The sequence below is a fragment of the Corynebacterium sp. HMSC30G07 genome (genome assembly GCF_001806945.1).
In the GTDB taxonomy this organism is placed as follows: Bacteria; Actinomycetota; Actinomycetes; order Mycobacteriales; family Mycobacteriaceae; genus Corynebacterium; species Corynebacterium riegelii.
The window spans coordinates 11,965-35,876 of sequence record NZ_KV786484.1; the positions used below are offsets into that span (position 1 = coordinate 11,965).

24 protein-coding genes and 1 pseudogene are annotated in these 23,912 nt (G+C 58.3%); 14 read left to right on the top strand and 11 right to left on the bottom strand.

Features of this window, described 5'->3' with window-relative positions:
• Positions 1–90: 90 nt before the first annotated feature.
• From HMPREF3104_RS11595 to HMPREF3104_RS11645, 12 genes and pseudogenes are all read left to right on the top strand, one after another.
• A complete protein-coding gene (locus HMPREF3104_RS11595) occupies positions 91–1,005 on the top strand; it encodes a cation diffusion facilitator family transporter (protein ID WP_070496095.1) in 915 nt (304 codons plus the stop codon).
• Positions 1,006–1,029: 24 nt separating this feature from the next.
• The gene (locus tag HMPREF3104_RS11600) at positions 1,030–2,280 is read left to right on the top strand and encodes a DUF418 domain-containing protein (protein WP_246816432.1); all 1,251 of its coding nucleotides are present in this window, start codon (positions 1,030–1,032) and stop codon (positions 2,278–2,280) included.
• 9 nt (positions 2,281–2,289) lie between these two features.
• Positions 2,290–2,958, top strand: coding sequence for a thiamine phosphate synthase (locus HMPREF3104_RS11605; protein ID WP_371441060.1), 669 nt, complete (start codon positions 2,290–2,292; stop codon positions 2,956–2,958).
• Positions 2,959–3,052: 94 nt separating this feature from the next.
• Positions 3,053–3,439, top strand: a pseudogene (locus tag HMPREF3104_RS12990) (AAA family ATPase); the annotation flags it as partial.
• A 48-nt stretch (positions 3,440–3,487) separates the two neighbouring features.
• Positions 3,488–4,306, top strand: a complete 819-nt coding sequence (locus HMPREF3104_RS11610) for an ATP-binding protein (RefSeq protein WP_246816433.1) — start codon at positions 3,488–3,490, stop codon at positions 4,304–4,306.
• Positions 4,307–4,355: 49 nt separating this feature from the next.
• On the top strand, positions 4,356–5,453 hold the full coding sequence (gene thiO / locus HMPREF3104_RS11615; protein WP_070496100.1) for a glycine oxidase ThiO: 1,098 nt from the start codon (positions 4,356–4,358) through the stop codon (positions 5,451–5,453).
• A 9-nt stretch (positions 5,454–5,462) separates the two neighbouring features.
• Complete coding sequence (gene thiS / locus HMPREF3104_RS11620) at positions 5,463–5,672, top strand: sulfur carrier protein ThiS (protein WP_210386509.1); 210 nt, start codon at positions 5,463–5,465, stop codon at positions 5,670–5,672.
• 3 nt (positions 5,673–5,675) lie between these two features.
• On the top strand, positions 5,676–6,458 hold the full coding sequence (locus tag HMPREF3104_RS11625; protein WP_070496102.1) for a thiazole synthase: 783 nt from the start codon (positions 5,676–5,678) through the stop codon (positions 6,456–6,458).
• A gap of 131 nt (positions 6,459–6,589) precedes the next feature.
• Positions 6,590–7,576, top strand: a complete 987-nt coding sequence (locus HMPREF3104_RS11630; RefSeq protein WP_070496104.1) for an ABC transporter substrate-binding protein — start codon at positions 6,590–6,592, stop codon at positions 7,574–7,576.
• A 19-nt stretch (positions 7,577–7,595) separates the two neighbouring features.
• Positions 7,596–8,558: a FecCD family ABC transporter permease gene (locus HMPREF3104_RS11635; RefSeq protein ID WP_052205162.1), complete on the top strand. Its 963-nt coding sequence runs from the start codon at positions 7,596–7,598 to the stop codon at positions 8,556–8,558.
• The gene (locus HMPREF3104_RS11640) at positions 8,555–9,322 is read left to right on the top strand and encodes an ABC transporter ATP-binding protein (RefSeq protein ID WP_070496106.1); all 768 of its coding nucleotides are present in this window, start codon (positions 8,555–8,557) and stop codon (positions 9,320–9,322) included. The genes HMPREF3104_RS11635 and HMPREF3104_RS11640 overlap by 4 nt, the downstream gene beginning before the upstream one ends.
• Positions 9,323–9,333: 11 nt before the next feature.
• Positions 9,334–9,624 (top strand): ArsR/SmtB family transcription factor, encoded by a 291-nt coding sequence (locus HMPREF3104_RS11645; RefSeq protein ID WP_052205164.1) that lies wholly within the window; start codon positions 9,334–9,336, stop codon positions 9,622–9,624.
• 24 nt (positions 9,625–9,648) lie between these two features.
• On the opposite strand, the gene HMPREF3104_RS11650 is transcribed toward HMPREF3104_RS11645, so the two are convergent.
• From HMPREF3104_RS11650 to HMPREF3104_RS11685, 8 genes are all read right to left on the bottom strand, one after another.
• A complete protein-coding gene (locus tag HMPREF3104_RS11650; RefSeq protein ID WP_052205165.1) occupies positions 9,649–10,515 on the bottom strand; it encodes an urease accessory protein UreD in 867 nt (288 codons plus the stop codon).
• 1 nt (position 10,516) lies between these two features.
• Positions 10,517–11,131: an urease accessory protein UreG gene (gene ureG / locus HMPREF3104_RS11655; RefSeq protein ID WP_052205166.1), complete on the bottom strand. Its 615-nt coding sequence runs from the start codon at positions 11,129–11,131 to the stop codon at positions 10,517–10,519.
• A gap of 21 nt (positions 11,132–11,152) precedes the next feature.
• Positions 11,153–11,872 (bottom strand): urease accessory protein UreF, encoded by a 720-nt coding sequence (locus HMPREF3104_RS11660; protein WP_052205167.1) that lies wholly within the window; start codon positions 11,870–11,872, stop codon positions 11,153–11,155.
• Positions 11,853–12,320, bottom strand: a complete 468-nt coding sequence (locus HMPREF3104_RS11665; protein WP_052205168.1) for an urease accessory protein UreE — start codon at positions 12,318–12,320, stop codon at positions 11,853–11,855. The genes HMPREF3104_RS11660 and HMPREF3104_RS11665 overlap by 20 nt, the downstream gene beginning before the upstream one ends.
• Before the next feature lie 78 nt (positions 12,321–12,398).
• The gene (gene ureC / locus HMPREF3104_RS11670) at positions 12,399–14,111 is read right to left on the bottom strand and encodes an urease subunit alpha (RefSeq protein ID WP_070496108.1); all 1,713 of its coding nucleotides are present in this window, start codon (positions 14,109–14,111) and stop codon (positions 12,399–12,401) included.
• A 34-nt stretch (positions 14,112–14,145) separates the two neighbouring features.
• The gene (locus HMPREF3104_RS11675) at positions 14,146–14,457 is read right to left on the bottom strand and encodes an urease subunit beta (RefSeq protein WP_052205170.1); all 312 of its coding nucleotides are present in this window, start codon (positions 14,455–14,457) and stop codon (positions 14,146–14,148) included.
• A 14-nt stretch (positions 14,458–14,471) separates the two neighbouring features.
• On the bottom strand, positions 14,472–14,774 hold the full coding sequence (locus tag HMPREF3104_RS11680) for an urease subunit gamma (RefSeq protein ID WP_052205171.1): 303 nt from the start codon (positions 14,772–14,774) through the stop codon (positions 14,472–14,474).
• A gap of 61 nt (positions 14,775–14,835) precedes the next feature.
• Entirely contained in the window at positions 14,836–15,999 is a 1,164-nt protein-coding gene (locus HMPREF3104_RS11685; RefSeq protein ID WP_070496110.1) for a DMT family transporter, read from the bottom strand.
• Between the two features lie 362 nt (positions 16,000–16,361).
• On the opposite strand from HMPREF3104_RS11685, the gene HMPREF3104_RS11690 reads away from it, so the two are divergent.
• Positions 16,362–17,495 carry a ThiF family adenylyltransferase gene (locus tag HMPREF3104_RS11690; protein WP_083279128.1) on the top strand — a complete coding sequence of 378 codons (1,134 nt, stop codon included), beginning with the start codon at positions 16,362–16,364 and terminating at the stop codon, positions 17,493–17,495.
• 5 nt (positions 17,496–17,500) lie between these two features.
• The gene (locus HMPREF3104_RS11695) at positions 17,501–17,935 is read left to right on the top strand and encodes a hypothetical protein (protein ID WP_070496114.1); all 435 of its coding nucleotides are present in this window, start codon (positions 17,501–17,503) and stop codon (positions 17,933–17,935) included.
• A 5-nt stretch (positions 17,936–17,940) separates the two neighbouring features.
• Here the strand turns inward: HMPREF3104_RS11695 and HMPREF3104_RS11700 are convergent, their stop codons facing one another.
• Genes HMPREF3104_RS11700 through HMPREF3104_RS11710 form a run of 3 tightly spaced genes read right to left on the bottom strand, consistent with a single transcriptional unit; the run spans position 17,941 to position 23,896 of the window.
• Entirely contained in the window at positions 17,941–21,186 is a 3,246-nt protein-coding gene (locus HMPREF3104_RS11700; protein ID WP_070496116.1) for a type I restriction endonuclease subunit R, read from the bottom strand.
• A 6-nt stretch (positions 21,187–21,192) separates the two neighbouring features.
• A complete protein-coding gene (locus tag HMPREF3104_RS11705) occupies positions 21,193–22,308 on the bottom strand; it encodes a restriction endonuclease subunit S (RefSeq protein ID WP_070496118.1) in 1,116 nt (371 codons plus the stop codon).
• On the bottom strand, positions 22,301–23,896 hold the full coding sequence (locus HMPREF3104_RS11710) for a type I restriction-modification system subunit M (protein ID WP_070496120.1): 1,596 nt from the start codon (positions 23,894–23,896) through the stop codon (positions 22,301–22,303). Before HMPREF3104_RS11710 ends, HMPREF3104_RS11705 begins: the two co-directional genes overlap by 8 nt.
• Positions 23,897–23,912: the final 16 nt, after the last annotated feature.

Genomic DNA, 23,912 nt, shown 5'->3' on the forward strand with positions numbered 1-23,912 from the left:
AGCCCGGGCGGTTGGCCTTACACGCTTTACAGGACATGCTTTACAGGCGAGCGAGACCTTCGGTTGTTCACTGCACCGAAAGGATTTCCTATGTCTGCCCATCCCTGTGAAGAACAGCGCATGCTTGAGCGCTTCATGTGGATCTCTATCACCGCTTCCCTGTTTGTTATCGCACTGAAGGCCTATGCCGCCTACGTCACGGGCTCAGTTGGTTTCCTTTCGGACGCGCTGGAGTCTGTAGCCAACGTCGCCGCCGCCATGGTTGGCCTCTGGGCACTGAAGCTGTCCGCCAAGCCTGCGGATGAGAACCACAATTTCGGCCACACCAAGGCGGAGTACTTCGCCGCCCAGGTGGAAGGCAGTCTGATTTTGGTGGCGTCGGTGGCCATTATCTACACGGCCGGGCAGCGCCTGATCACCCCGCAGCCGGTGGAGCAGCTTGGCATTGGTTTGCTGTTTTCCGTAGTAGCCACGCTGATCAACCTGGGTGTGGGCGCGATGCTGGTGCGTGCCGGCCGCAGGCACCGCTCCAGCACCCTGGTTGCCGACGGGAAGCATTTGCTTACAGACGTCTGGACCACCGTCGGCGTCATCGTCGGCATGGCCCTGGTGTGGATGACTGGATGGCAGGTACTCGACCCGATTGTGGCCATCCTGGTTGGTGCCAACATCCTCTACACCGGCTACAAGCTTCTGCGCGAGGCCATCCAGGGTCTGCTTTCTGAGACCCTGCCAGAGGAAGAAGTGGCAACGGCGCAGGAGTTCTTGGACAACTACGCCAAAGACAATGGTGTGGCGTTTACGTCGCTTCGCACCACTGCGTATGGGCGCCAACGTCTGATCAACGTTGTCATGCAGGTCCCCGGCGGCTGGACGGTGTCCCACTCCCATGAGCACGCCGACAATGTTGAGGAGGGCCTCGCTGCAGCCCTGGGTAGTGCGGAAACCATCGTGCATATTGAGCCGCTGGGGATTAAAACCACCACCGGGCCGATCACGGCGTAGGGCATAAGTGATACGTTCGGTGCCGTGAATCAAGCGCTAGCGCCAAACCAAGCAACCACTCCCCGACTCTTAGTCCCCGACCTTGCGCGTGGCCTTGCCCTCATGGGCATTGCCATGGCCAATGCGGTGCAGACGTGGATGATCAACGACATTGACGCGCTGGACCAGCCGGGTTCCACCCTTGGCGGTGTGCGCCCAGACAGCACACTCGACCAGATTGCTGCGATCCTTTCGGCCGTGTTTTTGCACGTACGCGGGCTGCCAATGTTTTCCACACTGCTGGGCTTTGGCATTGGCCTTGTGGCGGCAAGTGCGTGGCGTAAGGGCTATCCGGCAGCTGATGCGCGCTTGATGCTGGTGCGCAGATACGGGTTCCTTGCCCTGTTTGGCATCGTGCACATGCTGCTGGTGTTCCACGGCGACATCATGTTCTACTACGGCCTGATGGGCATGCTGGTTGCCACCATGTTCACGGCAAGCAACAAGGCACTGCGCATTACCGCCTACTCAGTGCTGCTGGTCAGCGCCGTGTTCGGCACTGTTATTGCGGTGGCGGTGTACAGCGTCCAGGCGCCGATCGGCGCGATGGAGCAGACAGCCACCCCTGAGATGACCAGCCTGGGCGTCTACTTCAGCGAGAACCTCCTAGGCGGGTTGGGCATGTTGCTCAACGCCCCGTTTGCGGTATTCCAGCTGGGTGGGCTGGTATTGCTGGGCTACGTCTGGGCGCGCGAGGGCTACCTGGTCAACGTTGAGCAGCACAAGGGCGTACTGATCCGGTGGACAATCCTGGGCACGGTGGTCGCCCTGGTCACGGGCGTGCCGTGGGGCCTCAGTGCCGCAGGCTTCATCGACCCGAAGCTTGAAGAACCCCTCTTTATGCTCAACCTGGCCTGGGGTCTGTTCACCGGCCCGGCAATCCTGGCGGCATTGGCGCTTGCCACCAACGGCGTGCAGCAGCGCATCAACACCACCGGCCAGACACCGGCGTGGGCACGCCCGTTCATCGCGTTGGGCAAGCGCTCGATGTCCGGCTACTTGGCGCAGTCGTTCCTGTTCATTGCGCTGGTGATGCCGTTTGGGCTGGGGTGGGGCCTGGAGGCGTCGATAAGCGGGAAGCTCCTGGTGGGCTTTGTGGTGTGGCTGATCACCCTGCTGCTTGCAATGGCGCTGGAGCGTGCGGGTGTGCCGGGGCCGTTTGAGCAGCTGCACCGCCGCGCAAGCTACGGCAAAACGAAGCGGCTGGAGCCGTACACCCCACCACTGCCCCAGTAGGCTTTGGGCATGGCTGATACCACCCCGATGAACCCCCGTAATCTGGACCTGCGCTGTTACTTTGTCACCGGCCAGGGCCCCGATGTGGTCGAGCGCGCCGTTGAGGCGGCCCACGGCGGCGCCGGCGTGATCCAGGTGCGCTCCAAACCGATTTCCGCGCGTGAGCTCTACTCCCTGTCGTCCGCGATTGCCGCCAAGCTTCCGCCCGAGAGCATTGTGCTTATCGACGACCGCGTGGACATCGCCCTCGCCCTTCAAAACCAAGGCGTCCACGGTGTGCATCTGGGCCAAGACGATCTGGACCCGCGCGAGGCGCGCCGCCTGCTCGGGCCTGATGCTGTGATCGGCCTAACTACCGGCACACTTGAGCTGGTCAGGGCCGCAAATGAGCTTGAAGGCGTGATTGATTACATCGGCTGCGGGCCGTTTCACAATACTCCGACTAAAGACTCCGGCCGCAAGCCCATCGGTCTGGATGGCTACCCGGCGCTGGTGGAGGCCTCCCGGCTTCCAATGGTTGCCATCGGCGATGTCACGGTTGATGACGCGTATGCGCTTGCCCGCACCGGCGTCGATGGCGTGGCTATTGTCCGCGGCATCATGCACGCCGAAAATCCCCGCACCTACTGCCAGCGGGTGGTCACGGAGTTCGACCGCGGCCGCGCTGCGCTCGCCTAGCTACAGGTTCAGCTCGACAATCCTGTCACGTTCAGCTCGACAATCCTGTCACGTTCAGCTCGACAATCCTGTCATTTTCAGGTATTTTCGCAGTATGAGAGCTTACAGGCCGCGGATTCTTGATTCAGTTCTTGAGCAGTACCTCAAGGCTTCATCAGCGGTGAATATCACTGGTGCAAGGGCGACTGGGAAGACAACCACCGCCCTCCAGTCAGCTAATTCCTCAATCCAGTTAGACGGTCAGCGGCCGGAAATAATTGAAGCCGCATCGCTAAACCCATCTGCACTCCTTGAAGGCGATACACCACGTTTGATCGACGAGTGGCAGCTAGCACCAGATCTCTGGGGCGCAGTCCGTCGAGCTGTGGATACAGACCCAACGCCTGGCCGATTTCTGCTTTCGGGATCAGCATGGCCAGATGACACAGCTCTGCGCCATTCCGGGGCAGGAAGAATCATTGACCTTCCAATGCGCCCGATGACCCTATATGAGTCGGGCGACTCAACGGGAAGCTTTTCCCTTTCCCGCGTGTTCCAAGGTGAAGCTCCTGTACAGGGGCAGCAGCTCAGCCCCCATTCAATTGATGACGTCTGCGCATTGATCACCCGAGGCGGATGGCCGGCATGGGTGGACAGGGAGGCTGACCAGGTCGAACTCCTTGTTGAGGGTTACATGGACACGTTGGCACAGCGCGATTTTCCTTTCGTGGGTGGGCCGCGCCGATCGCCTCAGCGCCTTCTCCATTTTCTTCGGGCCTATGCTTCACTCACCGCTCACCCGGCCCCGCTGAGCACAGTGCAAGAGCGTCTGGGGGAAGATGGCGTGGAGGTTGGTGAACGGTTTGGGTACCAGTTCCATGAGTTTGCAAACCGGATGCATCTCGTAGAGGACCAGCCGCCATGGGCACCGGCACGCAGGTCTAAAACCCGGCTGAGCGCTACACCTAAACGCCACCTCGTGGACCCTTCGCTTGCCGCATCTGCGCTGGGTGCTTCACATAGCGCTTTAGCTATCGACCCACGCACTCTTGGATTCCTTTTTGAATCTCTCGTCTTGCGTGACCTGCGGGTGTACAGCCAACCGTTGCGCGGCACGGCCTTCCATTTCAGGAACAAGGATGGCACTGCCGAAATGGATATTGTGCTTGAGCTTCGCGACGGTCGCTGGGTCGGAGTCGAAGTGAAACTATCACCACAGGCAGCTAAGGAAGCCGCCCCACGTTTACGCGAAGTCGCCGACACCATCGGAAGGCCCCCAGAAGGGCTGCTGATTGTCACGCCAACAGGTACGGTCGCAGAAGTTGGTGAGCGCACCTGGCTCGTGCCCATCGGATTGCTCGGCCCTTAGGGAACAACTGATCCCTCCCCCATCATCCACACGGCGTACGGTAATTCCCATGGAGAACATGAACGTCGCCGTTATCGGTGGGGGCATCATCGGCTTGACTTCTGCGCTGACACTGGCGGATCGGGGTCATAGGGTCACGGTGTTTGATCCGGCGCCGGTCTCTGGTGCGTCGTGGCATGCGGGTGGCATGTTGGCGCCTACGGCGGAGGTTGTGTACAAGCAGGAGCCGCTGTTTCCGCTGATGAACGCTGCCGCCAAGTGGTATCCGGAGCTGATCCAGCTGGTGAACAAGTACAGCGATTTGCCCACCGGGTATCGCACGGACGGCACGTTGGTGGTAGCGCGAGATCGCGCGGATAACACGCACCTGGAGGAGCTTTCCGCATACCAGGCCCTGCACGGGATGGAGGTTAACCGGCTGACTACCCGTGAGGCGCGAAAGCGCGAGCCTGCGCTGTCGCCTGCGTTGGCGGGTGCAGTGGAGATCATCGGGGATCACCAGGTGCAGCCGCGCCTGTTTGCACAGGCGCTGCTGGATGCGTGCGTGAACACGGGCGTGACAATTGTTAAAGAGGCGGTGACCAACGTCGATGACGCCAACGACCTTGACGCAGATCAGGTGCTGATCGCCGCGGGCCTTGGCGCGGCGGAGATCACCGGCTGGTTTACAGGTGTAAACCCGCTTGAGCTGCGGCCTGTCTACGGCGACATCTTGCACGTGCGCGTGCCCAAGCACCAGTTCCCGCTGCTGGATCGTGTGGTGCGCGGCTTTGTGGAGGATCGTCCGATTTATCTCATTCCGCGTGGTGATGGCACGTTGACCATCGGCGCCACCACGCGTGAGGACGGCCGCGCGGAACCCCAGGTCCAGGGCGTCTACCAGCTGCTGCGTGATGCGATTGAGGTCTGCCCGGCGCTGGAAGAGTGCGACTTTCTGGAAGCCGATGCCGGTGCGCGTCCGGGTTCGCCGGATGACCTGCCGTACCTTGGCAGAGTCAACGAGCGTGTCACGGTCTCTACTGGGTATTTCCGCCACGGCATCCTGTTGGCCGGCATGGCGGCGCGTTGCGGGGCCGATCTGGTGGAACAAAAGGCACCTGCAATATCGTTGGAAGCGTGTGACCCCTGGCGTCATCAACGGGCTTAGGAGGTAGCCATGGCCATTACTCTCACAGTGAATGATGAAACCCGCACGACAGAAGCAGCGTCGGTTGAACAGCTTGTGCACGAGGTCCTCGGCGAGGTGCCGGAGGCTGGCACGGCGGTAGCGCTCGATGGTGATGTGGTTCCCCGTTCCACGTGGGGTAGCACCAAGCTTGTGAGCGGCGCACGTGTAGACATCCTCACCGCAGTCCAGGGAGGCTAAGCGTTGCTTTCTATTGCAGATACGCAGTTCAACTCACACCTGATTATGGGTACGGGTGGGGCGAGCTCGATGGACATGCTGGAAAAGGCACTGGTGGCGTCAGGCACGGAGCTGACTACGGTGGCGATGCGCAGGTACGCCAAAGCCCCAACCAGCGGCGAGAGTGTCTTTGACATGCTGCAGCGGCTGGGCATCGCGCCGCTGCCGAATACGGCGGGCTGCCGCACGGCGCGTGACGCGGTGATTACGGCGAAGCTTGCGCGTGAGGCGCTGGGCACGAACTGGGTCAAGCTTGAGGTGATCGCGGATGATCGCACGCTTCTGCCCGACGTGGTTGAAACCGTCGATGCCTGCGAGATGCTGGTGGCGGAGGGCTTTACGGTGCTTGCGTACACCTCTGATGATCCGGTTGCGGCGAAGCGTCTGGAGGATCTGGGTGCGGCGGCGGTCATGCCGCTTGGCTCCCCCATCGGCACTGGTCTGGGCATTTTAAACCCGCACAACATTGAGCTGATTTGTTCGCGTGCCGAGGTGCCCGTGCTTATCGACGCTGGCGTGGGCACCGCCTCCGATGCCTCCCTTGCCATGGAACTGGGCTGCTCCGGCGTGCTGTTGGCTAGCGCCGTGAACCGCTGCCAGGATCCGGTGGCGATGGCTGAGGCGATGCGCCTGGCTGTGGACGCTGGCCGTCTGGCGCGCGACGCCGGACGGATTCCGAAGCGGGAGCACGCGGTGGCATCCTCAAGCTTTGATGGCTTGGCTAGCTGGGCAGACCAGGTGTTGTAGCTAGGTGTGTTGTAGCTAGGTGCTGTAGCTAGCCCCTTTTAGGGCCAGCGTGAAGAAAAACTTGTCAAGGCGTGCCAGACGTAGGACACTTCATTCAAACACTAGATTGACCGTTTGAAGGAAGGTTCATCATGCGTCGCCTACTTCCCATTTCTCTCATCTCCGCACTTGCGCTAGCTGGCTGCGCAGGCGGCGAGATTGACACCACCACCAGCACTGACACCAGCGCCGAAGCTAGCGCCAACCAGATTGATAACTGCGGCGTCATGATTGATGCCGCTCCGACAGTTGAGCGCGCGGTCGCGCTTGAGCAGGGCTCTTCCGACACCCTGCTGCTTTTGGGCGCTGCGGACCAAATCGCTGGCGTTGGCCACCAGAAGGACAACCCGCCGGAGGGCTACGAGACCCCGAAGATCATCGCGCCTAGCATCCCTACCGCTGAGCAGATCCGCGCGGTGGACCCGGACTTTGTCTACTCCCCGTTCCGTTTGGTGTGGACAGCAGACTCTGCGGGCACCCGTGAGGAGTGGCAGAAGCTGGGTGTTCGCACCTACCAGTCCAACGTGGAGTGCCAGGACCACGGTGAGAACAAGGGCAAGACCACCTTTGAGCTGATTGAGCGTGACATTACGGAGCTCGGCCAGCTCTTCGCCCACGAGGACGTCGCGGCTGACCTGATCCAGAAGCTGCGCGACACCAAGGCTGGCGCCGCCCAGGCCCCAGACGGCACGACCTTTGCCATGGTGTACTCCACTATCGGTGGCGCGCCGTACGTGGCTGGCGGCCCGTCCATTGTTACGGAGATGGGTGACTCGGTGAACATGGTCAACGTGTTCGGTGATGTGAAGGAAGAGTGGCCGCAGATTTCCTGGGAGGCTTTGGCGGAAGCTGACCCGGACGTGCTCATCTTGGGCGATCTGCCAACTCGTGGTGAGCCTGGCGATACCTGGGAGGAAAAGGTTGAGGCACTGAAGGCAACGCCGGGTGTCAACAGCATGCGTGCAGTGAAGGAGGAGCGTTTCATCGTGATCAACGGCGTGACCACCTCCCCATCGGCGCGCTCCTACCAGGGCTTGCAGCAGATCTCTGACGCCATTGCAAACGGCATCACAGAGTAAGCAGTAAGAACCGAAAAGCGTGAAGAAGTCCATCGCCTTCGGGCTGTTATCACTGCTAGCGCTTGCGGCGGCGATTGTCATTTCGCTGCCGCTTGGCTCTAGCGGTATCTCCGTGTTTGACCTGGATAGCATGTCGCCGGTGCAGCGTTCCATCCTGACGGAGTTGCGTCTGCCGCGTGTGCTTATGGCTGCGTGCGTGGGTGCAATCCTGGCGGTGTGTGGTGTGGCCATGCAGGCCATTACGCACAACGACCTAGCTGAGCCGTACCTGCTTGGTATTTCCTCGGGTGCGTCTACTGGCGCTGTCATTGCCATCATGTTCTCCACGTGGCAGTGGGGCATTGTGGTTGGCGCTGCGGTTGGTGGCTTGACGTCGTTCTTGCTGCTGATGGCGCTGCTTCGCCATACACGTGCTGATGCCACTCGCGTGGTGCTTACCGGTGTGCTGGTGGGCTTTTTGTTCCAGTCCTTGACGTCGCTGGTGGTCACCGCCTCCGGTAACGCGGAGTCCACCCGCGGCATCATGTTTTGGCTGCTTGGTGTCCTCTCGGCGGCGCGCTGGAACACGCTGATCGTGGTGGCCATCGCTGGTGCGGTTGGACTGGTGGTGCTGTGGTTGCTCTCGCGCCACTTGGATGCGCTGACGCTTGGCGACGCTACGGCCCACACCATGGGTGTCCCCGTCGTCGCCGTGCGATACACGGTGCTCATTGTCGTTTCGCTTCTCACCGCTGCGACTGTGGCCGCGGTTGGTGCAATCGGTTTCGTCGGCTTGATCGTGCCCCACGCAGTGCGCATGGTGCAGGGGCCGTTGCATGCTCGTTTGATTCCGGTAGCGGCAATCGTTGGCGCGCTGTTTATGGTGATCGCTGACGCGATTGCACGTGTGCTGTTCGCGCCGCAGGAGCTGCCAGTTGGCGTGATTACGGCGCTGATTGGTGTGCCGGTGTTCTTCATCATTTTGAGGAGGATCAACCGATGATTGACATCAAGGTTCAAGCCCAGGTGCAGTCATTCCGCCTTGATGTGGAGACCTCGATTCCCACCCCGGGCATCATCGGCATCGTCGGCCCGAATGGCTCGGGCAAGTCCACCCTGCTGCGTGCCATGGCGGGAGTCAGTGACGCCAAGGGCAGCATTCTTTACGACGGCACACCGCTCACCTCCATGTCCCGCGCCGAGCGCGTACACACCGTGGCCTACGTGGCGCAAAGCCACGGAACCCTGCCGGACCTGACAGTCCAGCAGCTGGTGGAGATGGGCCAAAGCGCCGCCTACGGCCTATTTGGACGTGGCAGCGGCGGAGATGAGGCCATCGTTGAAGAGGCACTGATCCACTCCGACCTGGTGGGGTTGAAAGATCGCTCCCTGCGTGCACTTTCTGGCGGGCAAGTGCAACGCGCAATGACGGCACGAGCACTGGCGCAAAACGCGAAGTTTTTGCTGCTCGATGAGCCAACCAACCACCTGGACCTGCATCACCAGTACCGGCTGATGAACATGCTGGATCACGTGGGCAGAAACCACGGCACCACAGTGGTGTTGGCGCTGCATGACCTAGTCTTGGCGGCACGTTTCTGCGACACGGTGCTGGTGATGGAGCACGGCCACGTTGCGGGGCTTGGGGATCCGAGTGAGACGTTGACGCCGGAGTTGTTGCGGGAAACGTTTGGCGTTGATGCGTGGTTACGCAAGGCGGATGGTGAACATTCCCTGATTGTCCACGGGCCGGTGATTAACCGCTAGGCTTGAGCCCTATGCGGTATCACGAGACTTGGGCAGAGGTGTTCAAAACCTTAGGTGACACCACGCGGCTGAGGCTTTTAGACGCTATGCATACGGCAGGCGAAAACAAGCTGACCGTAACTGACCTGGCCAACGCGACTGGCACGCGGGTAGCTACAGCATCCGCGTCATTGCGTGCGATGGAAAAGATGGGCACGGTGCGCTCAATCCGGGAAGGCCGCAGCATCTTCTACGGTCTTGCAGATGAGCGCATTCACCGCCTCCTCCACTGGGCCGCGGATTACGCGGATCCAGAGGAGTAACCCCCTACTCACGCAGTACGTGGTTTAGTACTGGCGCAGGTGCACCTTGCCCTGGCCACGCAGGGTGGAGCGAACCACATGCGCTGCGCGAAGCACCACTTCCATGAGGTGCTCGGTGCGGTCAGCCACACCACGCAGCACAAACCCAGGCACATCCGTTGGGGTGACGGATGCCTGTACTCCCTCAACCTCACTGATGGCGTCACGGACCTGCACAATCAGGTCCTCATCCATCTGCGGGTCGAAGCAGATGGCGGTGGCGAAGTGGGTGTTTTCTCCCAGGAACGTTGGAGAAGCAATCTCCTCGTGCTCTTCCAGCGGCTGGATGCGCATATTGTCCACCAAGGCAAGTGTGTCCCCTACCCGCACTGTTGAGCGCAGGTGCGCCTGGCGGTAGCGGAACATCTCCTTATCAGGCGACCAGCCTGGGGTGACAATGTCTGAAAGAAACACGTGGGCTTCAGGATCCACCTCAACCGTCATGTGCTGACGAAAATCCGCGTCACGGTACAGGATCAGCTGATCCGGAATGTACTCCAGCACAGCACCCGCACCTACCTTGAAGTGCAGGTTCTGGCTCACATACGAACCCGGGGTGCGGTACACCTTGGTTGCGGACTGGTCAGTCAGCAGCACCGAGGCACCATCATCCACGCTGACGGCGATGTCGTAGGAGTCTCCTCCCACGTATCCCCCGCCGGGGTTGACGGTGATGTAGTAGACCTGCCCACTGTCATCCAGGTAGTGCGGGCGGATGATCTTCAGCGCACCGTCGTGGTACTGCTTGGTGGCCACGGAACGGCCAGCGCGAACAGCAATCCCCAGATCAAGGGTGCCGGTGAAATCCGTGCCGGGAGCTTTGTTGAAGCGTTCTGGCGAAATGGACCACATACTAGCCCTTGATGTCCTGCATCAGGACGTCACGGCGGATCCACTGCAGTACTTCATCCAGGCCCTCATCAGTCTTGAGGTTGGTCAGCACAAACGGCTTATCCCCACGGAACTGCTTCGAATCATCAGCCATGACCTGCAGGTTGGCGCCAACGTACGGAGCCAGGTCCGTCTTGTTAATCACAAACAGGTCAGACTTGATCATGCCCTGGCCCGCCTTGCGCGGGATCTTCTCGCCCTGGGCTACGTCAATGATGTAGATGGAGAAATCCACCAGCTCCGGGGAGAAGGTAGCAGACAGGTTGTCGCCGCCGGACTCCACGAACACCAGCTCCAGGTCCGGGTGGCGCTCAATAAGCTCCTCGTAGGCGGCCTCGTTCATCGAGGTGTCCTCACGAATCGCGGTGTGCGGGCAGCCACCGGTCTCAACACCGATAATGCGGTCCTTCGGCAAAATGCCTTCGCGCGCAAGGATCTTCGCATCCTCGGTGGTGTAAATGTCATTGGTAATAGCGGCCATGGAAACCTCACCGTCGAGCGCACGGGTGATGCGCTCAATCAGCTGGGTCTTGCCGGAGCCAACCGGCCCGCCGATGCCAACCTTGATAGTGGTCATAATGTTTCAATTCCTTTCGTTTTAAGACATGAACATGCGCGAGCGCATGTACTGATGTTCCATCTGCGCGATCTCAAGCCGCGGGAAGGACACACCGAGATCAGCCACGTCGTGTGCCAGAGTCTCCTCCGCAAACTTCGGCAGATACTCGTACACATCAATCAGGATCCGCTGTCCAGCGTCTTGGCCGAGCGGGATGGCACGGATGGCGTTTTGCGTCATCGAGTTAGCCATCTGCATCAAGTATGCCGATACCGCGGTGTGTTCATCCACCCCGGCGGCGCCCAACACCAGACCAGCGGCAATGCCGGGGTTGCCAAAGAACTCTCGCTTGCGCAGGCCGGCGTCGTAGGCGTCAACCAGCGCATTGTCAGCGTCCATAATCTTGGCAACCTTGGCCATACGCTTGCCCATTGCCTGCATGGATGCACGCAGCTCCTGCGGGGTCTGCGTTGCGTGGCAAATCTCATCCAACTCACGCAGCGCAACGATTGCCTGCTCCTGCTCCAGGTTGGCAGCTTGCAAGCGCACCGCCAAAAGCACCGCCAGGGCTTCACCGTAGGTGGCCTGGTGTAGGTAGCCAACCAGCCAGCGCAGGTAGCTCTCTGGGTCATGAACCTCATCACGCTGGATGTAGGTCTCTAACCCTGCGGAGTGTGCGAACGCGCCTGTAGGGAGAGCGGAATCGGTGATGTGCCACACCACCAGATTCGCACGCGCGTTAGTGGGTGTGTTCTGCATGACGGAAAGCCTTCGGCATGACGTAGTCACCGCGGTGGTAGTCCACGGACATGTGATCCAGGTGGTGTTCAACCGTGTGGTCATAGCGCACAACCATTACCTCAGCGTTGAACTGGCTGTCCTTGCCAAAGAACTGCGCCTGCAGGTGGCGGTTACCCAAGGAGTGAGCCACTTCCAGCGCCTCTTCAATGGTCTTCGGAGCGATCACCAGCACGTCCAGCGGAGCCATCTCTGCGATGACGTAGCCGTTTTCGGTTTCAGCCAGGATGTCGCCATCTTCCAGCTCACGCACGGACTTATCCAGCTGCAAGCCCATCTCCACCCCACCGGCGGTGGTGACGCGCTGGATGCGCTTGAGTCGGCTTTCATTGTCAAACACCACCCGGTCTGCAACACGGGCGCCTTCGCCCGCGTCCCGAATGTTGCCACGAAGTTCGGTGACAATCATTGTGCTCTCCTTCATAAATAGCGAGAGCGGAGTGGCCAAGGCCTCTCCGCTTTCAGGGTTTGAATGACGTGCTACTGACTAGAACAGGAAGTAGCGCTGCGCCATCGGTAGAACCTCGGCCGGCTCAGAGGTGATCTCCTTGCCGTCCACGGACAGAACGTAGGTCTCCGGGTCCACCTTAATGTCTGGCGTGGCGTCATTGTGCTTCATGTCCTTCTTGGAGATGTTGCGCATGTTCTTCGCCTCGACAAACTTGCGGCCAATGTTCAGGGTGTCCGGTACGCCGGCCTCGATCGCAACCGTCGGTAAGAAGGTAACCGAGGTGCGTGCAGCAGCGTGGCCGTATGCGCCGAACATGTTGCGCATGGTGCGCGGCTGCGGGGTCGGGATCGATGCGTTGGAGTCACCCATCAGGGCACGAACGATGAAACCGCTCTTGAGTACCAGGTACGGCTTGACACCGAAGTATGCCGGCTCCCAGATAACCAGGTCAGCAATCTTGCCTTCCTCAACGGAACCAACAGCATGGCCAATACCAGCGGCAATCGCCGGGTTGATGGTGTACTTGGCAACGTAGCGCTTGATGCGGTTGTTGTCGTTGTCCTGGGTATCACCCTCCAGCGGACCGAACTGCTCCTTCATGCGGTGAGCAACCTGCCAGGTGCGCAGTACAACCTCACCGACGCGGCCCATTGCCTGGGAGTCAGAAGAGGTGATGGACAGTGCGCCCATGTCGTGCAGGACGTCCTCAGCTGCGATGGTCTCGCGGCGGATGCGGGAGTCAGCGAATGCCACGTCCTCCGGCAGGTCCGGGTTGAGGTGGTGGCACACCATGATCATGTCAAGGTGCTCATCCAGGGTGTTCACCGTGTACGGCAGGGTCGGGTTGGTGGACGCCGGCAGCACGTTCGGCAGGCCAGCTGCCTCGATGATGTCCGGTGCGTGGCCGCCGCCAGCACCCTCGGTGTGGAAGGTGTGGATTACGCGGTCACCGATTGCAGCCAGGGTGTTGTCCACAAAGCCGCCCTCGTTCAGGGTGTCGGTGTGGATTGCAATCTGAATGTCCAGCTCATCCGCAACGGTCAGTGCGGTGTCGATGGAGTTAGCGGTTGCACCCCAGTCCTCGTGGATCTTCAGGCCGATTGCACCAGCGCGGATCTGCTCACGCAGCGGGTTCGCGTCAGATGCGTGGCCCTTGCCCAGGAAGCCAACGTTGACCGGGAAGTCACGGGTTGCCTCGATCATGCGGGTGATGTTGGCCGCACCGGAGGTCACCGTGGTTGCGTTGGAGGACTCAGCCGGGCCAACGCCGCCACCGACCAGGGTGGTGGTGCCGTTGTCCAGAGCAACCTCTGCCTGCTCAGGGGAAATGTAGTGAATGTGGGTATCCACAGCACCAGCGGTCACAATACGACCCTGGCCTGCAATAACCTCGGTGCCAACGCCAACGACAATGTCAATGTCGTCCTGCACGTCCGGGTTACCGGCAGCACCGATCTTGGCAATCTTGCCATCCTTGATTGCAATGTCAGCAACGTAAATGCCGGTGTAGTCAATCACGGTCGCGCCGGTGATAACAACGTCCGGAATCTGCTCGTCGCCCATCGTGCGGCTGTTCTGGCCCATGCCGTCACGGATAACCTTGCCGCCACCGAAGGTGACCTCTTCACCGTAGTGGGTCAGGTCCTTCTCAACGCGTGCCACGAGGTCGGTATCGGCCAGGCGAATACCATCGCCGGTAGTCGGGCCGTAGAGCTCAGCGTACTGTCGACGCTCCATCTCAAATGCCATTGTCTAATGCCTTTCTTGAAAGAGATTGGGTGGACTAGTCGAGCTTCCCATTGACCTTGCTGTTGAAGCCGTACACCTCACGGCTTCCACCAAAGTCAATCAGGTTGACGGTGCGGCTATCGCCGGGCTCAAGGCGCACAGCGGTGCCAGCAGGGATGTCGAGGCGCTTGCCCTTTGCAGCTTCGCGGTCAAACTCCAGGGAGGCGTTTGCCTCAGCGAAGTGGAAGTGGGAGCCGACCTGCACGGGGCGATCCCCTCGGTTGGTTACCTCGAGGGTCAGAGCCTCGCGGCCCTCATTAATGGTCAGCGGGCCATTGTCAGAAATGAAGTACTCGCCAGGAATCATATTTGTCACTCCTCTTAGCGGATCGGGTTGTGGACGGTAACAAGCTTGGTGCCGTCAGGGAAAGTTGCCTCAACCTGAACGTCAGAGATCATCTCGGGCACGCCCTCCATGACGTCTTCGCGGCTGAGAACCTCAACACCCTCACTCATCAGCTGCGCCACGGTCTTGCCGTCACGAGCGCCCTCAAGCAAGAAGTCCGAAATAAGTGCTACGGCCTCTGGGTGGTTGAGCTTCAGGCCACGCTCCTTGCGGCGGCGAGCCACGTCAGCGGCGACCACAATGAGAAGCTTTTCCTGTTCACGCTTAGTCAGATGCATTGACTGCTCCTTATGGTTATGGGCCCCGCGGGAAGTGTTCCCGCTTAGGGCCTTGGTTTAGTTACAGCTTTTTCCGATTCTCCGGAACTTCCTCCGGTGAGTGGCCAGGTGCTAGCCCCTCCCTTTGTAGTTGTTCCGAGAGAGTTTCGTCGGGGTTCTCCTCATCTGGCTTCTTCTTTCTGCCAAGTATGAGGGCAAACAGGCCGTTTTGGTAGGCCACCGTTGCCAGAATCATCAGGACACCGATGATCTGCAGCATGGACGGAATTTCACCGAACAGCGGCGCTGCAATGATGACGGAGGTAACCGGGGACAGCAGCAGGATGCCAGCAGACAGCGTCGGGTCGAGCCAGACGGAGCCGTACTGGACCATGGTCCATGCAAGTGCCTGACCGAAGACTGCCAGGGTGATCAGTGCGATCCAGTTGCCAGCGGTTAGCGGGTCACCCAGGGTGGTCTCCGGGTTCACCGACGGCAGGACGCCGTCAACCAGCACACCGTGGGTGAAGTCGAAGCCGCCACGCGGAGAGAAGGTGAATGCCACCAAAACCGGGGCGATCATCTGGGTGATAGCCGTGTACATCATCGGCTGGACGTAGAGGTCCTTGCGTGCCGAGGTGCCCGCCTTGCGGGAGAAGTACAGGTAGAAGGAGTAGCAAATACCGGAGGTCAGGCCGAACGCGGTACCCAGAACTGCGGTCTTCACACCGTAGATGGTTTCCGGGCCGGTTGCCTCAGCAGAGCCTTCAAACACGCCACCGGTCAGCAACACACCAACAGCCATGATTGGCACAAGCACGAGGAACACTGGCGGAATCTTGTACTTATCAAAGATTGCCGCAAGCATCGGCACAATGATGACCTGCAGGTTCAGAAGAACCGCTGCCACACCAGCGCCAATGTAGAAGATGGAGTAGTTCCACGCAGTGAAGTCAATACCCAGGAACACGCCAGAGACCAGCGAGAGAATGACGGCCTGCTTGCTCAGCTTTTCCTTCTTCTTCATCTCCCAGATAGCGAAGGGTAGAAGAATCAGGAAACCAATAAAGACACGGAGGAAAGCCTGGGTAGCCGGGTCCATGTTCGCTGCCTTCACCTGCAGCGGTGTCGCCGCAAGGAAGGCCGTACCCAGAGCCAGGACGGCAAGAGCGCTGCCGTGTGACACGGGCTTGACCGGCGAGGCCGTTGCCACGCCAGCTGCGCTGTTAGGAGAAGTGTTTGACATGCTTTTCACCCTAGGACAGAAAAAGTGCCCGTGACGTGCGAAATTTGTCACAACGCATAATATTCATAAACCTGCATCAATTCAGTATTAAAACCCACGTTAAAAGGTATAATCTATAAACTGATTCATGATCCCTATCCCCCGTTTAGGGGGATGCGGAACTCGACAGGCAACACAAATGCAATGGCCAGGGCCTTAGATAATCTCATTATGGACCCAAAACTTTCCAACTTAATAGATTCAATTAACCAATTGATCAATTGGTCGGTTGACCATCTAGAGTTCAAAGGTTTGCCCTTCCAACTAAAACGTCACCAAAGCACAACCAGAGCACAATTGACAGAGGCCGTACATTGGTGCAAGTGAGCAATACACCCGATTTCCAGCTAACACTCCCCCGCGAGGAACTTGAGCGCACTGCCCGGCAGATGAACCTGCCCGGTTTTGGCCCCGAGCAACAGCAGCGCCTGCACAACGCGCACGTGCTGGTCATCGGCGCCGGCGGGCTTGGCTGCCCAATTATGCAAACACTTGCGGCCACTGGCGTTGGCAACATCACGATGCATGACGATGACACGGTTGCTCTTTCCAACATCCACCGCCAGATCCTGTTTGACGCCGATGATGTGGGCAAGGCGAAGGTGGAGGTTGCCGCGAAGCGCATTCAAGCAATCCAGCCCCACATCACCGTGCATGCAAACAAGGAGCGACTGACGGAGGACAACTTCATCCAGGCGCTTGAGGGCATTGATCTGCTTATCGACGGCTCCGATACCTTCCAAACCAAATTCCTCGCCGCCGACGCCGCAGAGATCACCGGTACCCCGCTGATGTGGGGGTCCGTGCTGCGCTACCGCGGCGATGTTGCCTTGTGGTGGTCTGGCCCCGGCGCGCCAGATGATGGTGTGGGCATGCGGGACCTCTACCCCGCCCAGCCGGATGCGGATAGCGTGCCGGATTGCGCGACCGCGGGTGTGCTTGGCGTGACCACGAGTGTGGTTGGCGGGCTTATGGCAACGGAGGCGGTGAAGTTCCTCACCGGTCTCGCCCCGGTGCCCCCGGGGCGGCTGCACATGTACGACGCGTTGAGCGCCACCATCCGCCAGTTCAACGTTTCTCGCGACCCGGCGCGTGCACTCGTTGAGGGCTTCGGGGTTTACGACGCTTCGTGTGCCCTTCCCAGCAACGACGGCCAGGAGCTGCTGGACCTGTTGGACCGCGGCGAGGCGGTGGCGTTGGATGTGCGTGAGCCACACGAGAAGGTGCTTAGCGATATTGCGCATCCCGGCCAGAACCTCCCCATGAGCCAGGTGGCGCAGGACAGTAATGCGGCGGAGGAAGTCTTTGCTTCGCTGCCTCCTGGCGAGGTCATCGTCTACTGCGCATCGGGCAAACGCTCAACAAATTTTGTTGAGCAATACGCAGGTCAAGCGTCCAAATACGGGCTGCAGCTGCATTCCTTACCTGGCGGGGCTCACCGCTGGGCTTTACCCTAAATGTTATGCGTATCACACCAGTGTTCACGGCAGCCGTTGCCGCTGCCACCCTTGTAGGCGCTCTTGCACCGTCCGCAGCAGCCACTGGCAGCCGAGGCTTTGCCAACGCGGATGGCTCGGTGCGTTGTGAGCTCACCCAGTTCGACTCCACCCACGAAACCCTCTGCGTGTCCCAGCGTGCACGCGAATCCCAGCCGGAATGCAACCCGCCGCAGCAGCTGATTCCGGCGATTGCCATCCAGGACCGCTTTGTGGGCAAGAAGTGCTGGAACCAGGGCTTTGGCCAGGAGCCGGAGCGCCTGCAGCCGTTCCAGATCCGCTCCTACGGGCAGGCAACCGTAATCCCGGGCCTTTCCGGCACGCTGTACGTGCTCGACATTGCCCGCCTGGCACTCATCCAGGCCGGCGCGCAGAACCAGGTGCTATTTGGGGCCCGTTAACTCCCCTACATCATCTTGAAGCGCTCCACGAAGTCAGCCAGTTTCTTGCCCACGCGGGCACGGACCTCATCATGGTTGGCTTGCCGCCCAAACCTTGAGGTAGCAGGCAGAAGCTTCGTCATCGCGGTACCGGAGGTAGGCACCACGCCTGTCTGCAGTGCTTCCCCAACGAACGCGTAGGTCAGCTCAGGCTTGAGCTTCTCCGCCTTGATCAGTTCGTTGAGCTCCTGATCACGACGCAGTGCCACGAACTGTTCCCAACGCTCATCGGTATCGCCCGATGCGTTCGCACCATCCTCGGAGTCCAAGAAGTCCTCGAAGAGGTCCTTCTTGCCACGCAATGTCGGGGAGGAATCGAGGCTGCGCCCGATGATCGCACGGGTTTCTTCCGCACCAGCGTCGTCGCCCTCGCCCCGCTTCGCGCGGAAATCATCAACCAGCATGACGATGTAGTCCACGTTGATCTCAACCTGCTTGACCAGCTCAATCTCAAAGACCAGCTGGTCATCTTCCGGCTCTTCAACGCCAGAGTCATCCACCACGCGTTCTGCGTCACGCCTGGCTTTGAACTCATCATGCAGGTCCAGGTACATCGACTTGTAGTCTTGTGACTCACGCTCGGTGATGAGCTGTTTGTCCTTGAACTCATCAAATGAGGTCAAGATGTTCTCCAGCTTGAGAATCTCACCGTAGAGTTTCACAAACCCAGCTTGAGCCTTCTCGGACGCAATCAGCTCACCCGCTGGATAGAACTCCTTTAAGTCCTCCACCTTGCGCTGGTACTCACGGTAGAAGTCCTTAAACGGCGCAAGGATTGCTACCTGCGCTGCGTTGTCGGCGTTACCGAAGAGCTCCAGCGCCTCGTTCGTGTTCTCATCCAGGTCGCGGAAGCAGACGATGTTGCCGTAGGTCTTCACCGAGTTGAGGATGCGGTTTGTGCGTGAGTACGCCTGAATCAGACCGTGCATGCGCAGGTTCTTGTCCACGAACAAGGTATTGAGCGTGGTCGCGTCAAACCCGGTCAGGAGCATGTTCACCACAATGACAAGGTCAACCTCGCGGTTCTTAATCCGCTGGGACAGATCCTTGTAGTAGTTTTCAAAGGATTCGGGATCATACGCGTCATAGTTGGTCGCGAACATCTCGTTGTAATCCGCAACCGCGCCCGCCAAAAACTCCAGGTTATCCACGGAGAGCTTGGTGGTATCGAAGTCTTCATCCTCAATGATGTCCACGTCACTGTTTGGATTTGATTGGGAGGAGAAGATCGTTGCCACCTTCAACCGCTGAGCCGGTGGCAGGTTTTCTTGTTGGCGAGCAAATTCCTCGTAGTAGGTCCGTGCTGCCGGAATCGAGTCGGTGGCGAACAGCGCGTTGAACCCGCGAACGGTCTTGTCTGCCTTCGTGGCTTCAGATGCGCCCCGTTTGTGGACTGACTGCTCCACGTTGGTCACAATCTTGTGGATATAGCTCTGGCCCAGATCGCGCTTCGTTTTCTGGTCGAAGTGCTCCAAAATGTAGCTGGTAATCGCTTCCACGCGTCCCGGCGCGAGCAACTCCGCCATCCGCTGCTCAATCGTGGAATGCGGATCCGGATCCACAGGTGCAAGCTCGTTGTACTCCACGCGGAACGGCAGGACGTTCTTATCCCGGATAGCGTCCACAATCGTGTACGAGTGGAGCAAGTCCCCGAAGGCTTGCGCGGTTGTCTGCAAATTCGGGTTGGAGCCAACCTTGTTCTGCTCAAAGATTGGCGTGCCGGTAAAGCCAAAGAAATTCGCTTTCTTGAACTTCTTCTTAATCGCCGAGTGCATGCTGCCGAATTGGGAGCGGTGGCACTCATCGAAGATGAACACCACGTGTTTGTTGTAGATCTCGCGCTTATCGTTACCGGCAATAAAATGGCTCATTTTTTGGATCGTGGTGATCACGATCTTTGAGTCCGCACGGGAAATATCAATCCCTTTTGTGGAGAGCTTCTCGCGCTCGCGCTGCTCAATCTCAGCCATCAACTCTTCAGGCGTGGAGAGCTGCTGGGTGAGAATGCGCGTGGACGTATTCGAGTTCGCTGCGCCTTTTTCAAAGCGGTCGTACTCACGGATTGTCTGATAATCCAGATCCTTGCGGTCCACTACAAAGATCACCTTGTCTACTGACTCCATCTCGGTTGCGAGCTGGGCAGTCTTGAACGAGGTCAGCGTCTTGCCTGAACCGGTGGTGTGCCAAATGTAGCCACCCGCATTGATTGTCCCAAGCTGCTTATTCAGAACAGATCGTTCGATGCGGTTGAGAATGCGCTCAGCTGCCGCGATCTGGTACGGACGCATGACCAGCAACAACTCATCAACGGTGAAAATGCAGTACTTCGTCAGCACTGACAGCAGTGTGTGCTTAGACATGAACGTCTTTGCAAACGCGATCAGATCCATGATCGGCTTATTGCTTGCATCCGCCCACCAGGACGTGAACTCAAATGAGTTGGAGGTCTTCCTCTTGTTCCGCCGTGGGTTAGCCTTGCCCGCTACTTCCTTCACGTGGAGATCACGGGTGGTGTTGGAGTAGTACTTGGTCTGCGTGCCGTTGGAGATGATGAACAGTTGGACGTATTGGAAGAGTCCTTCATCAGCCCAGAAGGAGTCTCGCTGATAGCGGTCGATCTGGTTGAACGCTTCGCGGATAGCAACGCCCCGGCGCTTCAGCTCAACATGCACCAGCGGAAGGCCGTTTACCAGCACGGTCACGTCATAGCGGTTCGACCGGTTGCCTTTGTCGCTTCCCTTCGTGGCGTACTGGTTAATCACCTGCAGGGAGTTCCGGTAGATGTTCGTTTTGTCTATCAGCCGGATGTTTTTGGTCGTGCCGTCCTCGCGGATCAGATTCTTCTCGTGATCAACCTGCATCGTGCGGGTCTTTTCCACGATGCCAGCCGATGGATTTGCTATCTCTGCTCGGTAGAAACTGTCCCACTCCGAATCGGTGAAGCTGTACTCGTTGAGCTCTTCTAGCTTCTGCCGAAGATTGTCACGCATTGCCTCGGCAGTACGAATATCAGCATGCTCATAAGCCTGCTTGGTGAGCTGGTTGATGAAGGCATCTTCAAGATCAGCTTCGGACTGGTACCCCGTGGCACTCTTCCCATCAGCTACATAGCTAGCGGTGACCGTTGACGTGTCCGTCACAGCAACAGGATCGAAGTATTCGTGTTGCGGACGAGACGAAAAGGAGCGAGACGGGTTAGAAAACTGTGCCATTTTCAGTTACTCCTTCACCGGGAAATCGAGCAGTAGGTCACGGTAATACTCGTATTGCTTCTGCCGCAGCTCACGCTCACGCTTCAAGTTGTCGATGTACTCGGTGAATGTGTCGAGCTTGGCAGCGATTTCTTGCTGGGTTTCGAGCGGTGGGAGGGGAATTTCAGCGTCAAGAATATTCTTATTATAAAGACGTTTGATGGTCCCTCCCTCGGTGGTCCACTCAATAATTTGGTAGCAATACTTCAAGAAGGAGTTTTTGAGTACAGTTTCGTCATGTTTTAACCAAACGATGTTCGAATCCTGAAAGTACGAAGCAGAGCCATCAAATTCCACCACGCGCCCGATTGATCCTGACGCTGACAGAAGTAGGTCACCTGCTTCGGGATACGGATACTTCGATTTGTATTCTTCGAACAGCTCTTGAGAAATAAAGGAATCGGCTACCTTACCGAATGTGCCGATTTTGTAAAATGGTACGTCTCCGGTGTCATCAGTTTCCTTTTTAAAGATTCGTTTGCACATTGCAACTGAACCGATTTCCCCGAGTTTTACCTTTTCGAAATCTTCAAGCATCAAGAGTTTGTCTCGTACGATCCCAAACTGCTTCTCGCGTCCAGCAATCTCCTGCTCCAGCTCGCGGTCTAGCTCCGCAAACTGGTCGAGAATCCGCACGATCTCTTCCTGGACCTGAAGAGGAGGGAGGGGGATCTGGATGCCGGCTACGTCTTTGGCATAAACATGAGGAACCCCGCCACCCCTTTTTAGGTCATGCAAATGATCTTGCTTAGATTTCAGAGCGTGGAAGGCGTACTTGAGAAGCAAGTGGTCATCATCCGACTGGATACTGAAGGCGTCTGATACAAAAACAGGCTCATCCCAGAAACTCACAAATCCCGCATTCGCCCCTGAACCAGCGACGACAATCACTTCACCTTCGCGGTTCGACTGATCTATGTAGTAAGCCGGTGCAAGACCACCGGCTATAACTGGAATCTCCCCTGGCTGCATATTCTTTTTGCTAATTGAGGTTCCGCGTTTAAGTTCCGCAATTTCTCCGAGCTGAACGCGCTCCAGCCCATCGGGACACAACTCCCGAATTAGTTCGTCGACTCTACTCATCTGCGTCCACCTCGCCTTCAAGGTCGGCCACGATCTCATCGATGGACTCACGCAGGACCTGTTGGCGGGCAACGATCTGACGCAGCTCTTCGTTGAGTGCCTTTACATCGATGACTTCACGCACTTCTTCACGGGCAACGTAAGAGTTGACCGACAAGTTGGAGTCGTTATCAAGCACATCTTCGTTGGAAACCAGCGCTGTCTCGTACTCGACTTCTTCGCGGTCTTCGTAGAGTTTGAGGATCGCGTCCTGGTGCTCGGGGAAAAGCTTGTTGTTTTTACCTACGCGTTTGAAGTATTTCGAAGCGTCTACAAACAGGATGGAGCTGTCTTCCTTGGACCTCTTCAGTACGAGGATGCAAGTAGCAATCGTGGTACCGAAGAACAGATCAGCGGGAAGTTGGATGACCGCTTGGACGAAGTTGTTTTTGATGAGGTACTCACGGATCTTCTTCTCCGCGCCCCCGCGATACATTGCGCCCGGGAATTGAACGATTGCCGCAGTGCCGTCAACGTCAAGGTACGACAGCATGTGCATGGTGAACGCGAGATCCGCCTTGGATTTCGGCGCGAGTACACCGGCTGGCGAATAGCGGTCATCGTTAATCAGCACTGGGTCATCCGCACCCTCCCAGCGGATTGAGTACGGCGGGTTGGACACGATTGCGTCGAACGGCTCGATGTCGTCGTGAAGCGGATTGATAAGCGTATCCCCACGCTGGATGTCGAAGGCTTCGAACCCGATATCGTGCAGGAACATGTTCATGCGGGCGAGGTTGTACGTGGTGATGTTGATCTCTTGCCCGTAGAACCCGCCGACGTTCTCCTTGCCCAAAACCTTGGCAAACTTCAGCAGCAAGGAGCCGGAACCACACGCAGGGTCATAGACCTGGCGAACACTCTTCTTGCCAGATGCTGCAATTCGAGCAAGGAGTTCGGAGACTTCCTGAGGTGTGAAGAACTCACCACCGGACTTGCCCGCGTTCGATGCGTACATCTGCATGAGGAACTCATATGCATCACCGAACAGATCAATGCTGTTGTCTTCGAAGCTGCCGAGTGGCAGGGCCGCTACAGCGTCGAGAAGCTGAGCAAGCTTCTTGTTTCGCTCCGCTACAGTCGCACCGAGCTTGGTGGAGTTGACCTGGAAGTCATCGAAAAGCCCCTTAAAGTCACCTTCCGAGTCCGTGCCCACCGCACTGGACTCGATATTGCGGAAGACCTGCTCGATGGTCTCATTCAAGTTGGGGTCGTTATGAGCCTTCGCCTGAACGTTTTCAAAAAGCTGCGACGGCGGGATGAAGAAGCCCTTATCCTTGACCACTCCCCCGCGTCCGTACTCCGCATCCTCATCCGAGAGGTTGGCGTAATCAAGATCGGGATCCTCAGCATTGAGGTAGGCCGTGAGGTTCTCAGAGACGAAGCGGTAGAACAGCATGTTGAGCACGTAGCTCTTGAAATCCCAGCCATCTACAGAACCACGGAGATCATTGGCAATCTTCCAAATTGTTTTATGCAGTTCAGCACGCTGTTCTGCACCATCTGTTGCTGGTGCGTTCTCCGCTACTTCTTTTTCGATATCCGCCATACCTAATGCCCTCAAG

Excerpts from the sequence above, each read along its gene's own strand:
- thiO (WP_070496100.1), top strand. The coding sequence starts at position 4,356 with ATGGAGAACATGAACGTCGCCGTTATCGGTGGGGGCATCATCGGCTTG.
- HMPREF3104_RS11605 (WP_371441060.1), top strand. The coding sequence starts at position 2,290 with ATGGCTGATACCACCCCGATGAACCCCCGTAATCTGGACCTGCGCTGT.
- HMPREF3104_RS11700 (WP_070496116.1), bottom strand. The coding sequence starts at position 21,186 with ATGGCACAGTTTTCTAACCCGTCTCGCTCCTTTTCGTCTCGTCCGCAA.
- thiS (WP_210386509.1), top strand. The coding sequence starts at position 5,463 with ATGGCCATTACTCTCACAGTGAATGATGAAACCCGCACGACAGAAGCA.
- HMPREF3104_RS11650 (WP_052205165.1), bottom strand. The coding sequence starts at position 10,515 with ATGTGGTCCATTTCGCCAGAACGCTTCAACAAAGCTCCCGGCACGGAT.
- HMPREF3104_RS11630 (WP_070496104.1), top strand. The coding sequence starts at position 6,590 with ATGCGTCGCCTACTTCCCATTTCTCTCATCTCCGCACTTGCGCTAGCT.
- HMPREF3104_RS11680 (WP_052205171.1), bottom strand. The coding sequence starts at position 14,774 with ATGCATCTGACTAAGCGTGAACAGGAAAAGCTTCTCATTGTGGTCGCC.
- HMPREF3104_RS11705 (WP_070496118.1), bottom strand. The coding sequence starts at position 22,308 with ATGAGTAGAGTCGACGAACTAATTCGGGAGTTGTGTCCCGATGGGCTG.
- HMPREF3104_RS11695 (WP_070496114.1), top strand. The coding sequence starts at position 17,501 with ATGCGTATCACACCAGTGTTCACGGCAGCCGTTGCCGCTGCCACCCTT.
- ureG (WP_052205166.1), bottom strand. The coding sequence starts at position 11,131 with ATGACCACTATCAAGGTTGGCATCGGCGGGCCGGTTGGCTCCGGCAAG.
- HMPREF3104_RS11595 (WP_070496095.1), top strand. The coding sequence starts at position 91 with ATGTCTGCCCATCCCTGTGAAGAACAGCGCATGCTTGAGCGCTTCATG.
- ureC (WP_070496108.1), bottom strand. The coding sequence starts at position 14,111 with ATGGCATTTGAGATGGAGCGTCGACAGTACGCTGAGCTCTACGGCCCG.
- HMPREF3104_RS11640 (WP_070496106.1), top strand. The coding sequence starts at position 8,555 with ATGATTGACATCAAGGTTCAAGCCCAGGTGCAGTCATTCCGCCTTGAT.
- HMPREF3104_RS11665 (WP_052205168.1), bottom strand. The coding sequence starts at position 12,320 with ATGATTGTCACCGAACTTCGTGGCAACATTCGGGACGCGGGCGAAGGC.
- HMPREF3104_RS11675 (WP_052205170.1), bottom strand. The coding sequence starts at position 14,457 with ATGATTCCTGGCGAGTACTTCATTTCTGACAATGGCCCGCTGACCATT.
- HMPREF3104_RS11685 (WP_070496110.1), bottom strand. The coding sequence starts at position 15,999 with ATGTCAAACACTTCTCCTAACAGCGCAGCTGGCGTGGCAACGGCCTCG.
- HMPREF3104_RS11645 (WP_052205164.1), top strand. The coding sequence starts at position 9,334 with ATGCGGTATCACGAGACTTGGGCAGAGGTGTTCAAAACCTTAGGTGAC.
- HMPREF3104_RS11660 (WP_052205167.1), bottom strand. The coding sequence starts at position 11,872 with ATGCAGAACACACCCACTAACGCGCGTGCGAATCTGGTGGTGTGGCAC.
- HMPREF3104_RS11710 (WP_070496120.1), bottom strand. The coding sequence starts at position 23,896 with ATGGCGGATATCGAAAAAGAAGTAGCGGAGAACGCACCAGCAACAGAT.